Genomic DNA, 14,159 nt, shown 5'->3' on the forward strand with positions numbered 1-14,159 from the left:
CCATTATTTGCCGCATCGTCGAGCGCGGGCCTCATATCGCACGGCGCCGTGCGCCAGCGATAGCGGAATGTCGCAATGGGCGGGATCGTCGATCATGTGCCGCGCCACGCCGAGCCTTCGCACTGCATGCCCATCCACAGCGCGCAATTGATCGCCCACCGCAATCGGCCCGCCCCCTGCCTGCCCATCCCGCAGGCTGGTCACGACGATCCGGCCCGCCTTGTCCTCGCCCAGCGTGAACCCGGCATGCGCAGCATGGCGAGGCGCGGCGGCTGACGGTGGCACGAGATGGGAGGACAGCAAGGGCGGCGCGCCCGCCAGCGGAACGAGAAAGAAATAGAGGAGGCGGTTCGAGAGGCCCATGACATCCCGCCTAGGCCATCGCGAATGGCGGGCGGCTGACCGCCACATGACATGAAGTTCATGAAGCGGCCACCGCGTTGACCGGCTGTCACTGCCAGAGGATAACCCTCAGACGATCATGGACATGAGAGCAGCATGACGAGGCGCGGAGGACGGATGCGGAAGACGGCAATCACGCTCGCGGCCCTCATGGCTCTGGTACTCATGGCATTCGACTGGCTGGGCTATCTGGGCAGCGACCCGTTTACGGTCTTGCGGCCCGCCGGCTACCAGCCCCGCGCCGGTGCGCCCGTAGCAGTCATCTTTTCCGGGGACATGGGCTTTCGGGTCGGCATGGGACCCAAGATCGCGCAGCGCCTTGAAGCAGCCGGCATCCCGGTAGTGGGTGTCAACAGCCTGACCTATTATCGCCAGACCCGCACCCCATCTGAGGCTGCTGCGCTCATCACCCAGGCACTTGCGCAGGTCCGAGCCGTGAACCCGCACGGGCGCGTGGTGCTGATCGGCCAGTCCTTTGGCGCGGATATGCTCCATGTCGGCCTTGCCAACCTGCCGGAGGCGCAGCGGCACGATATCGCTCTGGCCGCGCTCTTCGTGCCCGGCGCGACGGTCGAGTATCGTGCATCGCCAAGCGAGGTGCTGAGCTTCTGGGAGGCCGAGCATGATGCCCGGCCTACCGCGCGCACGCTCAGCTGGCTCCCCTTGCTCTGCGTCTACGGCAAGGAAGAACTGCACAGCCTCTGCCCCCGACTCCACCTGCCTAATCTGCGCATTCATGGCCTGCCTGGTGGGCATCAACTGAACTGGGATGTCGCGACGGTCACCGGACTATTGTTCGACGCAATGACCTCGGCCGGGATCAATCCTCATGGCTAAGCTGCTCGCGATAGCCGTTGCCGCCATGATCGGCGCCTTCACGCCGGCCCATGCCGAGAACGCCATTGCCGGGCATTGGATCAATCCGCGCGGCACGGTGGTCGTCACCACGGGCGATTGCGATGGCGGCCTGTGCGGCTGGGTGAGCTGGGCGAACGCGACTGCCCTTGCCGATGCCGCCGACGCCGGGGTCTCCAGGCTGATCGGCACCAAGCTCCTGCAGGATTATCATGCCAAGTCACCGGGGCATTGGGCGGGCCGCGTTTATGTGCCGGACCTTGGCCGCACCTTCTCGTCCACCATCGAGCAGCTCGACCGGGATCGGGTGAAGATTTCCGGTTGCCTGATCGGCGGCTGGCTGTGCAAAAGCCAGATCTGGGTCCGCCAGGTTCAGGCCGATTAGCGCCCGATGGCCTCCGGGGGGCAGATGAAGACCATGACTCAGCGCCATCGCACGATCCTGACCATTGGCGTTGCCTTGCTGTTGGCCGTGCTCGGCTTCGTGGCGCTCAGCCACTTGCTGCGTGAGGTCCATCTGCGCGACGTGCGGGCGGCATTCCACGCCTTGCCTCCGCTCGCCTTTCTGGCTGCCGCGCTCCTCACCGCGTGCAGCTATGCCGCGCTGACGCTGTATGATGTGATGGCTCTGCGCACCATTGGGCGCCCGCTGCCTTACCGCACCGCCGCGATCGCCTCTTTCACCAGCTACACGCTGAGCCATAATCTCGGCCTCTCGCTGCTGACCGGCGGATCGGCGCGATATCGGGTGTACAGCGCCGCTGGGCTCGGCGCCGGGGATATTGCCCGCGTGATCCTGATCGCCAGCCTCACCTTCTGGAGCGGTGTGTTCGTGCTCTCCGGTGCCATGCTCGCCTGGCGGCCCGAAGCGCTGGCTTTTGACGGGATGGTCATCCCGCCTGGCGTGCTGCGTGCGATCGGGTTCGCCTTGCTGCTGGCGACCGCTGCAGGCCTCCTCTGGTCCGGGGGACGCGGACGGACGCTTCATGTCGGTCGCTGGTCGGTCCCGTTGCCGCCGGCGAAGCAGATCATCGCGCTCATTGGGATCAGCGCGCTCGATCTTGCAGCGGCCAGCGCGGCGTTGTTCGTGCTCATTCCTGGCATCGAGATCAGCGCCTGGCCGGCCTTCTTCATCGGCTATACCCTGGCAATCGTCGCCGTGCTCGTCACCCATGTCCCGGGCGGCATCGGCGTGTTCGAGGCGATCATGCTGATTGCCTTGCCCAATGTGGACCGGCCGGAGCTGGTCGCCGCCCTGCTGGCCTATCGCCTCATCTACTATATCGCTCCGCTGATTGTGGCGGCCGTGCTGATCGTGGTGCAGGAGGGCGCGCGCTGGCATAAGCCCATCGGGCGAACGCTGCGTGGCGCTCAGGTCGTCGCCTCCGGCATGGCGCCGCTGATGATCTCCGCGCTGGTCTTTTTCGGTGGTACGGTGCTGCTGATCTCCGGATCGCTGCCGACCATCCCCTGGCGCGCCAACACCGTGTCCGACATTGTGCCGCTGCCGTTCGTGGAGCTGTCCCACATGGCCGGGAGCCTGATCGGTGCGGCTCTATTGGTGCTTTCCGCCGGCCTTTACCGTCGCCTCGACGGGGCCTTCTGGCTCACGCGGCTCCTGCTGCTCGCCGGCGCGGTCTTCTCTATCGTTAAGGGACTGGATTATGAGGAAGCGGGCGTCATGCTGCTCATCGCGGCCGCGCTGCAATGGTCCAAGCCCGCTTTCTACCGGCGCACACGCCTGCTGGCGGAGGCCTTCTCGCCCGGCTGGCTGGCGACGATTGCTGTGGTGGTCGGCCTGTCGATCTGGATCGGTCTGTTCGCTTACCGCCATGTGGATTATCAGAACGATCTGTGGTGGCGCTTTGCCGAACGTGCCGACGCTGCGCGATTCCTGCGCGCCAGTCTTGCCGTCGCGGTGTTGCTCGTGGGCGTCGGCCTTGCCCGCCTGTTCGAGCCGGCCCGGGCCGAACGCGCCGTAGAAGCTGGGGGCGATGAGCCGTCCCCCGCCGCTCTCGCGCTGGCGGATCGGACCGACGCAAATCTTGCCTTCACCGGAGACAAGCGCTTCCTCCACTCGCAAAGCGGCCGCGCTTTTTTGATGTATCAGATCAAGGGAGCGAGCTGGATCGTGATGGGCGATCCCGTCGGCGCCGAGGACGAATGGTCGGACCTGCTCTGGGACCTGCGCGAAAAGGCGGACGCGGCGCAGGGGCGCCTGCTGCTCTACCAGATCAGCCCGGTCGCTCTGCCGATGGCCATCGAGCTGGGCCTGCGAATCACCAAATATGGCGAGGAAGCCCATGTCGACCTCGCGACATTCTCGCTCGATGGCCCCAGCGCCAAGTCGCTGCGCCATGCAGAGCGCCGGGCGACGCGCGAGGGCGCGACGTTCGAGTTCATCCCTGCCACCGATGTGCCCGCCCATATGGGCGAGCTCGAGCGCGTTTCCGATTTCTGGCTCAAGGCCAAGGGCCAGCGCGAGAAGGGCTTTAGTGTCGGCCGCTTCGACCCGGCCTATCTGGCAAGGTTCGATTGTGCCGTGGTGCGCAGTCAGGGGCAGATCGTCGCCTTCGCCAATATCTGGCCGACACAGACCCGCTCGGAACTCTCCATCGACCTCATGCGCCATGACGACGCCGCACCCTATGGCGCCATGGACTTTCTGTTCATCCGCCTGATGCAATGGGGGCAGCAGCAGGGCTATCGCTGGTTCAACATCGGCATGGCGCCGCTCTCCGGCCTGGAAGCGCGCCGCCTCGCGCCTTTGTGGTCAAAGCTCGGGGCTTTTCTCTACCAGCATGGCAATGCCTTTTACGGCTTTGAGGGGCTGCGCGCCTATAAGGAGAAATTCTCGCCCGAATGGGAGCCGCGGTACATCGCCGGGCCTCAGGGCATCTCGCTCGCCCGCGCGCTGATCGACCTGCAGAGCCTCATCGGCGGCAGCCCCCAGACCTGATCCATCGTCAGCGCTTCAGGGGCGCTTGCGAGCGAGGATGATCTGCGCCAGCAACGCCGCATTGCTATCGAAATGATGGCCTCCAGGCACGACATATTGCTGGGCGAGCCCCTGCGGGATCTTGCCGCAGGCACTCTCGTCTTCATCCTGCCCGCGCACGCACTGGACCGCCAGGCCCCGCAGCCGCGTAATCGCCGGAATGGTCGGCAGCCCGCCGTTATCGCCCACATCCAGCCAGCTGCTGAGGTGAAACTGGAAATCCGCCGTGCTGCTCAAGCCCAGCAGGGACACGCGCTCGATCTTGCTGCGGACAGCCGACGGAAGAGCATCGACCATGAACGGGAGGGCATCCGCGCCGAAGCTGTAACCGATGAGCAGAACCCGCGGACGCGCCCATCGCTCGCTAAACATGTCGATGAGCGCCGCGAGATCGCGCCCGGTCCCGGCAGGCGTGCGCGCGGTCCAGAAATATTCGAGGCTGTCCACGCCGACCACCGGTATCCCTGCCGCAGCGAGTTGGCTCGCCACGTCGCGGTCGATGCTCGCCCAGCCACCGTCGCCCGAATAGATGATCGCCATCAGATCGCGGTTCATCGGCGTCGGCGCCGCCTGCACCAATGTGAGCGGCATGGTGAGGTGCGGGAGCGCGCCGGCGGGAGGGCGCGGCTGGTCGCGCGGCAGCAGCGCCATCGTCGCATCGGCGATGGCTTGCGGCCATGCCTGCGCGGCTGGGGGCAGCGTTTTCTGGTTGGCGCCCGGCACCGCGCGCACGAAGGATTGCGTCCGGCCGACTTGCGCCGCCGTGCCCATGACGAGCCACGGCACGCCAATCTGCCTGTTCGGTTTCAGCGACCAGCGGCTGGTCTGTCCGACTCGCGTAAAGGACGCGCCGCCGGTCGTGCACCATGGGCTGGCGCTGGTCACCTGCGGCGTGAAACCAATCGAAATCACCCCACGGTAGGGCGCGTTGGGCCATTGCGAGAGCGCGGCATAGGCCAGGGCCGCTCCCGTACCCTGGCCGATCAGCACGGGCTTGAGATAGGCCTCAATCCCCGCACCATGCTGAAGGTCCTTGGAAAGATCGTTGATCGGCGCATTCAGGTTGAGGCAGCGTTGATGCCAACCCTGAACGGTCTTGAGCAATGTAGCGGCCGAAACCGTCGCAACGAGGAGCCCGCGCTGGCTCAAACCGCGCGTGATGGGAGCGGCAGTCGGCGAATCCGAAAGGAAGATCACGACACCCTGCGGCGCACCGGCCGGCCGGTCGACATGCACGGCGCCAAAGGGCGCCAGCCGATAGGATGCGCCCGGCGCGGCGGCGGGTGTGCGCCCCTGCGCAGTCGCGCTGACCGCACCGAGCAATCCCAACGCCAGAAAGCCGAGCAGTTTCTTGCGCATGTTTCTACCTCGCCTTCGATCCGACCGTCGGCGACCGCGTCGCCCGATGCCTACAGCGGGCCGGAATACTACAGCGCCCGCTGCTCGGCGAGATGCAAGATGGGCTCGCCGCAAAAGCGATCATTCACCCCTCTTGACGTGCCCCCTGCCCCGGCCGACTAGAGCGCGGCGAGGATGGAGCAGAGCATGACCGGCAGAGCAGTTCAGATGGCGGGATGGCAGACCGAGCATGTCATCGGATTTCGCCCGACCATGTCCGCCTTCCTGCTCAAATCCTTCAAGGGCTGGCTAACCCTGGCCGGATCGATCCTGCTGCTCGGGATTCCGTTTATTGCCGTGGGCGTGGTCGCGCTGCGCTATCGCATGACATGGTACGAGTTGAGCGGCGAGCGCCTGTTCATTCGGCAGGGCATCCTCGCCCGGACGGAAGAGGAGATCGAACTCTACCGCATCAAGGATGTGCGCGCGGATTTCTCGATCATCCAGCAATTGTTTGACGTCGGCAATCTGCAGATCATTTCCTCGGACCTGACCGGCGAAGGCGTCGATCGGCGCACCGTGCTGCGCGTCAGCAACCTGGAAAATGCGCGCCATATCCGCACGGAGCTGCGCAACCGCGTGGAGCGCGCGCGCAGGATTAAGGGCGTGCGCGAAATCGACATGTAAGCGCACCGGGCGCGTTGCCGGACCGGCTAGATTGGCACGCAAAAAAGCCCGGCCGTTTCCAGCCGGGCTTCCTTGAAATCGAGCGCTCGACTCAGGCGAAGCTGACAGTCGTGCGACGACGACGCATCATCGTGCCGGCAATCGCAAACCCGCCGATCAGCATCATCCACGTGGCCGGCTCAGGCACGGGCGCCGCAACCGGCGAAACGCTGCCGGACAGGGCGAAGCGCGTGCCGCCATTCCACTTCACGACGGTCTCGTTCGAGAGCGCCAGCGACGTGCCATCAGCCGTCAGCGGGCTTTCGAAGACCAGCGCGATCGCCGAGATCGGCGAAACGAAGGTAGCGCCCAGACCGAGGGTGGACGACCAGGCGACGCTCGTCGCATCCGTAAGCGTGTAGGTGTCACCCGGGAAATTGCCGAAGAAGCCGTAATTATTTGCCGTGGTGCTGATCGAGAAATCGAGCAGTGTCGACAGATCGTCGCTGGTGGTGAACGATCCCGTCAGCGCACCGCCGCCGATGAAGTTCACGTCATCCAGCGTGAAGGTGATTGCTGCAGAGGCAGGCGCTGCCGCCAGCAGCATCGCACCGAGCGAAGCCGCCGCCAAAAGTGATTTACGCATGATAATCTCCCACATGTGTCGCTGCGACTCTGCAGCTGACAGCGAGCGGCATAGCAGACCTTTAAAATTGATTAACAACGATATTAACCATTGCTGTTCTAAAATGGGCCACTCTTTATCGCTTCGATGGCCCAGCGCGGTAAGGCTCACGCCGGGCCGATCAGGCGTTCCTGAGAAAGCCCTGGCCTCGTTTGACTTGAATTATCCCGCCACTTATGGACGGCGCCAAAGATCAATTGCTTGGCTGCACCTGCTGCGTCGCGGCCCTTAAAGAGCAGAAGGCTCTATGAGGGCATTCCACCTGGGAGAGATCAAGCGTGACGCGCGCGACCGCCGGACATGGGATCGGGACGAACAGCAAATGGGCCGACATCACAGGCCGCATCAGGAAAGGCAGGACCGCGTGAACGCTCTCGCAACGGACAATCGGCCAGTGGGCGGCGCCAAGCTGATCGACGGCAAGACCGTCGCCCTCAAGATGCGCGACGAGCAGCGCGCGCGGGTCGAGGCACTTCAGGCGCGCGGCGTAACGCCGGGTCTTGCGGTTGTGCTGGTGGGTGAGGATCCCGCCTCCGCCATTTATGTCAGCCGCAAGGTGAAGGCCTGCGAGGCGGTCGGCATCAAGTCGATCAGCCATCGTCACCCGGCCACCATCACCAATGAGGAATTGCTGGTGCTGATCGGCAAGTTGAATGCCGATCCCAATGTCCACGGCATTCTCGTCCAGCTGCCCCTGCCCAAGCATATCGACATGGAGAAGGTGCTGGAGACCATCGCGCCCGAGAAGGACGTGGATGGCTTCCACCTTTACAATGTCGGCGCGCTGGTGGTGGGGCGCCAGGTCTTCCCGCCCTGCACGCCTTATGGCGTGATGAACCTGCTCAAGCATGAGGGCATCCCCATCGAAGGGCGCAATGTCGTCGTGGTCGGCGCATCCAACATCGTCGGCAAGCCGATGGCGCTGATGCTCATGGCCAATGATGCGACGGTCGCGATCTGCCATGCCAAGACGCGGGATCTCGGCCAGTGGACCATCCTCGCCGATATTCTCGTCGTCGCTGCGGGCGTGCCGAACCTGATCGTGCCGCAGATGGTGAAGACCGGTGTGGTGGTGATCGACGTCGGCATCAATCGCCTGCCCGATGGCCGCGTGGTCGGCGATGTGGATTTCGAGGGCGTATCCAAAAAGGCGAGCCACATCACGCCCGTGCCGGGCGGCGTCGGCCCGATGACCATCGCCATGCTGCTGGAGAACACCATCCAGTCAGCCGAGCGGATCGCGGCCAATAAGGAAGGCTGATCAGCCTTTCAGCGCACTGGCGGATTGCCCGCCGGTGCGCTCCGCATTCATCAATTAGCCGACGCGCCGCGCTTCAATGGCCGCATAACGGTCATCGATCGGGGTGATGCCGGTCATTTCGAGCCCGGCCGCGCTCAACAAGGCGCGATACTCGGCCTCCGTTCGCTCCTTGCCGCCAACGCTGAGCATGATCAGGTCGCCCCGGATCACGTCTTCATCGCCCGGGCCGACACGGTCGGGCACGATCCGCTCGATGATCAGGATGCGTCCGTCCCCAATCGCATCCCGGCAGTTGGACAGGATTGTCCGACACCGCTCGTCGTTCCAATCATGCAGAATGAATTTGAGAAGAATTAGGTCGGCGCCGGGCGGAACGGCGTCGAAAAAGCTGCCACCCAGATAGGCAATACGATCTCGAACGGGCTGACCGCCCTGCCACTTGAGGGCAGCGTCGCCGAGCGTTGCCAGATCGAAAATCTCGCCGCGCAAATGGGGATGGGCTTCGAGCAGGCCGACAAGCAGTGCGCCATAGCCGCCGCCGACGTCCCGCACCGTGTTCACATCCGAAAAGTCATAAGCCCGAGCGAGAGCCCGCCCAACACGCAGGCTCCCCTCTGCCATGGCGCGGTTGAAGACATCCGCCCGTGCTGGATCGGCCTGCTGCTGGACGAAATGATCAGGACCGGAGGGCACGGAGGGCTCCCCGCTCTTCACGCTAACCCCCAGATTGGCGAAGCTGTTCCACATCCGCTCATTCCAATGTCCGCTCATGCCATAAAGCGAATCCGGCGCATCCTTGCGCAGGCAGTCCCCGAGCGGCGTAAGCGAGAAGCGATCCGAGCCCTCATGCGTGACAAGGCCAAGCACAGCCAGTGCGCGCAGCAGGCGCATGACCCCGTCCTCACTGGCACCCAGTGACTGAGCGATAGCCGCGCCATCGTGGCGTCCAGCTACCAGCGCCTCGATGAGGCCCAGCCCAACCGCCTCGCCAATGACCTTGGTCTTCCAGGCCGCCGTGATCATATCGATTAGCCGATGCCGCTCTTCACGGTCGATTGTGCCGTCCATCCTCTTCCTCCGTTATAGGATGCCATGATGGCAGAGCCGCCATCAGCGCTCAACCGCGCCCATCATCGACGATTGACTTGTGCGGACACGCAGCGTCAAGAGAAGCGCCATGGCTGAACCGACCCGCCCGCCTGAAGCGGCTCCCGTCCTGTTCTTCGATTCCGGCGTGGGGGGGCTGTCCATCCTGCGCCCCGCCATGGCCCTCCTGCCGACGATGCCCATCGTCTATGCCGCCGACAATGCCGGCTTTCCCTACGGCATCAAGAGCGAGGCGGAGATCGCGGCGCGCGTTCCGGCGCTGCTGGGCCGGCTGGTGGAGCGCTACCGCCCCCGCATGGCCGTGATCGCCTGCAACACCGCTTCGACCATCGCCCTCGCCTCCGTACGTGCGGCGCTCGATATTCCCGTCGTCGGCACGGTGCCGGCGATCAAGCCGGCCGCTCTGGCCTCGAAAACTCGAGTCATCGGCGTGCTCGGTACCGATGCCACGGTGCGACAGCCCTATGTGGATCGGCTCGCCCGCGAGCATGGCGCGGACTGTACGGTCTTGCGGCATGGCAGCGCCGCTTTGGTCGCTTATGCCGAGGCGCGGCTGCGCGGTGCACCGGCCGACCCGGAAATTCCTGCCACTGCCCTCGCCGGTCTGCTCGAGCAGCCGGGCGGTAACCGGATGGACATGGTGGTCCTCGCCTGCACGCACTTTCCGCTGGTGGAAGCCGAACTGGCCGAGGCCGCGCCGCGCCCCATCACCTTCCTCCACGGCGGCGACGGAATCGCGCGGCGGATCGCCTGGCTGAACGGCGAGGTGCCCTGGCCGGCCGAGCCGGCGCCGGGCAAAGCCGTCTTCACCGGTCCCTCGTCGGACATCGAAGCACTCAGCCCCGCGCTACGCACCTACGGCATCACCAAAACCGAACTGCTTTGAGGCAAATCAAAGCGTAGCGGCGCTACATCATTAGAGGCCAATATCGACTTGCAAGCCATTATCAGTGGAATTGCGAGCCATAGACCGCTAGAGGCGCGGTATCGAGACGGGACAAGCTGCCGACCATGAATTATCAGCATGTTTTCACGCAGGCGATCGAGCGCCTGCATGGCGAGGGCCGCTACCGGGTCTTCATCGACATTCTGCGGAACAAGGGCGCCTTCCCCAATGCCCGCTGCTTTGCCGGGCATAACGGTCCGAAGCCGATCACCGTCTGGTGCTCCAACGATTATCTCGCCATGGGCCAGCACCCCAAGGTGATCGCGGCCATGGAAGAGGCGCTGCACGATGTCGGCGCCGGCTCGGGCGGCACGCGCAATATCGGCGGCAACACCCATTATCATGTCGATCTGGAAGCCGAGCTGGCGGACCTGCACGGCAAGGAGAGCGCTCTGCTCTTCACCTCCGGCTATGTCTCGAACGAGGCGACGCTCGCCACACTGGGCAAGCTGCTGCCCGGCTGCATCATATTTTCCGACGCGCTCAACCACGCCTCGATGATTGCGGGCATCCGCAATTCGGGCTGCGAGAAGCGCGTGTTCCGTCACAATGACGTAGCGCATCTGCGCGAACTGCTGGCCGAGGCCGATCCGGATGCGCCCAAGCTGATCGCCTTCGAGAGCGTCTATTCGATGGACGGCGACGTGGCGCCGATCCACGACATCTGCGACCTTGCCGATGAGTTCAACGCCCTCACCTACTGCGATGAAGTGCATGCCGTGGGCATGTATGGCCGGCGCGGGGGTGGCATCACTGAGCGGGACGAGGCGGCGCACCGGATCACGATCCTCGAAGGCACGCTGGGCAAAGCCTTTGGCGTGATGGGCGGCTATATCGCGGCCGACAAGGTGATCATCGATGTGATCCGCAGCTATGCGCCGGGTTTCATCTTCACCACCTCCCTCTCGCCCGTGCTCGTTGCCGGCGTGCTGGCGGCCGTCCGGCATCTCAAGCAGAGCCAGGTCGAGCGGGACGCGCAACAGGCCGCAGCGGCGTTCCTCAAGGCCGAAATGGCCAATGCCAATCTGCCGGTCATGCCGTCGGTCACCCATATCGTGCCGCTGATGGTCGGCGATCCGGTAAAGGCCAAGCGGATCAGCGACATTCTGCTCGCCGAATATGGCGTATATGTGCAGCCCATCAACTTCCCCACCGTGCCGCGCGGTACGGAGCGGCTGCGGTTCACGCCCGGCCCGTCCCACAGCGAAGAGATGATGCGTGAGCTTGTGTCCGCACTGGTCGAGATTTGGGATCGGCTGGATTTGGAGTTCCGCAAGGCGGCCTGACCAGCGCCACCGGAAATCGGGCGAGCGGTTCCGATTTTCCACCCATTTTTTGCCAGCTGTGTTACACTTCTCGCGTTGAGGCGGGGAGTTTCGCTGTTTATCATCGAGTCGGCTGTGCATTTCAGCTGACGGTGCGCGGAATTCCGCTTTGCCCCTCGATAGGAGGGACATCCGATGAGAAAATTAACCGACGAATGCACGGACATGGCGAGAGCCATGCTGGATGCCGAATTATACGCAATCGCGCGGCGCGCGGCTGCGCGTGATTCGAATACGCCGCTGCAACAGGCGGTGAACACGGAAATTGCCCGTCGTAATCTGCCCTTTCGGGGTGAACTGCGTTACGGTTGAGCTGGCGGCGCTAGGTGGCGCCGCGCTTACTCGTGCGAACGAGATCGGCGAGCTTGTCGCTGGCAATGGCCGGCGAACGCAGAAAACCCTGATAACATGTGCAGCCCGCCCGCGCGAGAAGCGCGAGTTGCTGCTCGGTTTCCACACCCTCGGCGATCACGCCCAGCCCCAGCGAGCGCCCCATATCGATGATCGCCCGGACGATCACACGATCACGCGCCGTGCCCTCGATATCGCGCGCGATGCTCCGATCGATCTTGAGATAATCGAGCGGCAGGGCCTTGAGATAGGCAAGGCTTGAATAGCCGGTTCCAAAATCGTCAACCGCGACCTTGAGCCCCGCCTCACGCAATTGCGTGAGCAGCAGCGAGGCGCCGGCGAGATGCTCGACCAGGCCGCTTTCGGTCAGCTCGACGGTCAGACGCTCGCGCGCGAAGCCGGAGGCATCGACGGTCTGCAGGAAGTTCTGCAGGAAATCCGGCTCGGAGATATCAGCCGCGGTCACGTTGATCGCTAACCGCAGATCGCGCAGCTCATCGGGCCACGCCGCCGCCTCCGCCAGTGCCCGCGCATGAATATGATCGGAGAGCGGCAGCATGAAATCGGATCGCTCGGCGATGGCAAACAGCGCACCGGCGCCGATCTCGCCATAATGCGGGTGCTGCCAGCGCGCGAGCGCCTCGACCCCGACAATGCTGTCGTCCTCCATCGCATATTGCGGCTGGAACAGGAGCTGGATCTGCCCGGAATCGAGCGCGTGGCGCAGGTCGTTCTGCAAGCGATCATCATCCACGATGCGGCTGGCTTCGTCCGCCACCCGGATGCGGATGCCGCCCTGCGCACTGCCGCGCCGGGCGTCCGCGAGCGCATTGCTTGCCCGGCGGAGGATCGTCTCGGCCGCATCGCCCGATTGACCGGGCGCAAGGCCGCAGCGCGCCGTCAGGCGAATGAGATAGTCGCCCGCGTTGAAGGGCCGACTGATTTCCGCGACGATTTGCTGCGCCAGCAGCGTTGCCCGCTCGACGGAGGGCAGCGCGGTTTCAGGCCCGCCCAGCACGGCTATGACGAACTCTGTGCCGGTGATCCGCGCCACCAGCGAGTCGCGCGGCGCCATGGCATCCACGAGCCGCTGGAGGCGGATCGCAACGCGAGAGAGCATCGCATCGCCGACCAAGCGCCCATAAGCGCTGTTGACCCGGTCGAAATCGCCAAGCCCGATCAGCAGAACCGCCGGCAGCCGCCCTTGCGCCAAATGATGGTCGAGCCAGCGGATCGCGCCTTGGCGGCTGGCAAGGCCAGTCATCGGGTCCCGATCCCGCCGGTTGGCGCGATGATGCACATCGAGTTCCTCGACCTCACCGCTAAAGCCCTGCGCGTCCGGATAGAGATGCTGGACCAGCCGTCGATCCGGCTGGGACGGGACGGCATGGGCAAAGGCGGAGGGCATCAGGTCGTCAACGGCGCGACGGATCGCGGCCACGGCCCCTGCCCGATCCGCCCGATCCAGCGCACGGACCAGATCGGCGATGCCCAGCCGGGCATGGTCGGCATCCGGCACCATGATCCGCAGCAGATCGCCAAGCGCCGGGCTGATCGCAAGGGTCCGCTCCGCGCCATTCCAGCGCCAGAACAGGCCATCACTGCGTGCGACGGCATGGCGGTTGCCCGCCGCGGCAAGACTGCCGATCAATCGCTCGGCGAGTTTGTCCGCGGTGCGCAGCGCGATGGTGAAGCGGGCCTCGTCAATCTCGCCATCGAGCAGATGGGTGGCACCGGCCCCGATCAGCCCGGGGACGTGCGGCGCGCCGACGTCTTCAACGAGCAGCAGCAAGGCGCCCCCGGAGGCTTCGACGGCGGCCGCCAGGGCTTTCACCATTTCGAGGGCATCATCCGGCGTCACACCCCGCAGATCGATGACCGCGATGCGCGCCAGGCTCCCGAGATAGCGGCTCTCGGCCCGGTCCAACCGCCGCGCCGCGATGGGCTTCCACCCGGCCTGCGCAGCACAGGCGGAAAGCGCGTCACGGTGCGCGGCCGAGAGAATGAACAGCGGCAGCCCGCCCATGTCCCCGGACAGGCCGGAGGACTGGTCGCCCTCTTCATGGGGCCGGGTTGCGGCAGGCTCACTCACAATGGTCGCGATCCGTTCAGGCTCGTGGATTAGCGGACGGGATCGAGCGCAACCGACGCGCGATGGTTGCGCCTTCCCCCCGCATCGCCTAGCTAATGCGTATGGCGAACGCAATCGACAGCCTCCCCGACGC

13 protein-coding genes are annotated in these 14,159 nt (G+C 64.8%); 8 read left to right on the forward strand and 5 right to left on the reverse strand.

All coding sequences use genetic code 11. From position 1 onward, the window contains the following. Positions 1–3 precede the first annotated feature (3 nt). Positions 4–363, reverse strand: coding sequence for a hypothetical protein (locus M2337_RS11880; RefSeq protein WP_264570398.1), 360 nt, complete (start codon positions 361–363; stop codon positions 4–6). Between the two features lie 156 nt (positions 364–519). Between M2337_RS11880 and M2337_RS11885 the strand changes: the two genes are divergently transcribed. From M2337_RS11885 to mprF, 3 genes are read left to right on the forward strand one after another with little or no spacing between them, the layout of a single operon-like run. Further along, positions 520–1,239, forward strand: a complete 720-nt coding sequence (locus M2337_RS11885; protein ID WP_264570399.1) for a virulence factor — start codon at positions 520–522, stop codon at positions 1,237–1,239. After that, positions 1,232–1,642 carry a DUF2147 domain-containing protein gene (locus M2337_RS11890; RefSeq protein WP_264570400.1) on the forward strand — a complete coding sequence of 137 codons (411 nt, stop codon included), beginning with the start codon at positions 1,232–1,234 and terminating at the stop codon, positions 1,640–1,642. Before M2337_RS11885 ends, M2337_RS11890 begins: the two co-directional genes overlap by 8 nt. A 24-nt stretch (positions 1,643–1,666) precedes the next feature. Continuing rightward, complete coding sequence (gene mprF / locus M2337_RS11895; protein ID WP_264570401.1) at positions 1,667–4,216, forward strand: bifunctional lysylphosphatidylglycerol flippase/synthetase MprF; 2,550 nt, start codon at positions 1,667–1,669, stop codon at positions 4,214–4,216. 15 nt (positions 4,217–4,231) lie between these two features. Here mprF and M2337_RS11900 read toward each other — a convergent pair whose 3' ends face one another. Continuing rightward, positions 4,232–5,614 carry an AcvB/VirJ family lysyl-phosphatidylglycerol hydrolase gene (locus M2337_RS11900; RefSeq protein ID WP_264570402.1) on the reverse strand — a complete coding sequence of 461 codons (1,383 nt, stop codon included), beginning with the start codon at positions 5,612–5,614 and terminating at the stop codon, positions 4,232–4,234. 186 nt (positions 5,615–5,800) lie between these two features. Here M2337_RS11900 and M2337_RS11905 point away from each other — a divergent pair, with 186 nt between their 5' ends. Then, on the forward strand, positions 5,801–6,280 hold the full coding sequence (locus tag M2337_RS11905) for a PH domain-containing protein (RefSeq protein WP_264570403.1): 480 nt from the start codon (positions 5,801–5,803) through the stop codon (positions 6,278–6,280). Positions 6,281–6,371: 91 nt separating this feature from the next. On the opposite strand, the gene M2337_RS11910 is transcribed toward M2337_RS11905, so the two are convergent. Further along, on the reverse strand, positions 6,372–6,905 hold the full coding sequence (locus tag M2337_RS11910; protein ID WP_264570404.1) for a PEPxxWA-CTERM sorting domain-containing protein: 534 nt from the start codon (positions 6,903–6,905) through the stop codon (positions 6,372–6,374). A 403-nt stretch (positions 6,906–7,308) separates the two neighbouring features. Here M2337_RS11910 and folD point away from each other — a divergent pair, with 403 nt between their 5' ends. Beyond that, a complete protein-coding gene (gene folD, locus M2337_RS11915) occupies positions 7,309–8,205 on the forward strand; it encodes a bifunctional methylenetetrahydrofolate dehydrogenase/methenyltetrahydrofolate cyclohydrolase FolD (RefSeq protein ID WP_264578979.1) in 897 nt (298 codons plus the stop codon). Positions 8,206–8,259: 54 nt separating this feature from the next. Here the strand turns inward: folD and M2337_RS11920 are convergent, their stop codons facing one another. Beyond that, complete coding sequence (locus M2337_RS11920) at positions 8,260–9,273, reverse strand: acetylserotonin O-methyltransferase (protein WP_264570405.1); 1,014 nt, start codon at positions 9,271–9,273, stop codon at positions 8,260–8,262. Between the two features lie 109 nt (positions 9,274–9,382). Between M2337_RS11920 and murI the strand changes: the two genes are divergently transcribed. The 3 genes from murI to M2337_RS11935 all read left to right on the forward strand — a co-directional run bounded on the left by murI (position 9,383) and on the right by M2337_RS11935 (position 11,895). Beyond that, a complete protein-coding gene (murI, locus tag M2337_RS11925; RefSeq protein WP_264570406.1) occupies positions 9,383–10,198 on the forward strand; it encodes a glutamate racemase in 816 nt (271 codons plus the stop codon). Positions 10,199–10,323: 125 nt separating this feature from the next. Then, a complete protein-coding gene (gene hemA, locus M2337_RS11930) occupies positions 10,324–11,544 on the forward strand; it encodes a 5-aminolevulinate synthase (protein ID WP_181559791.1) in 1,221 nt (406 codons plus the stop codon). A gap of 174 nt (positions 11,545–11,718) precedes the next feature. Continuing rightward, on the forward strand, positions 11,719–11,895 hold the full coding sequence (locus M2337_RS11935; protein WP_264570407.1) for a hypothetical protein: 177 nt from the start codon (positions 11,719–11,721) through the stop codon (positions 11,893–11,895). Positions 11,896–11,905: 10 nt separating this feature from the next. Here M2337_RS11935 and M2337_RS11940 read toward each other — a convergent pair whose 3' ends face one another. Continuing rightward, positions 11,906–14,026, reverse strand: coding sequence for a putative bifunctional diguanylate cyclase/phosphodiesterase (locus tag M2337_RS11940; protein WP_264570408.1), 2,121 nt, complete (start codon positions 14,024–14,026; stop codon positions 11,906–11,908). Positions 14,027–14,159 lie beyond the last annotated feature (133 nt).

The sequence above is a fragment of the Sphingobium sp. B2D3A genome, from assembly GCF_025961795.1.
GTDB lineage: Bacteria > Pseudomonadota > Alphaproteobacteria > Sphingomonadales > Sphingomonadaceae > Sphingobium.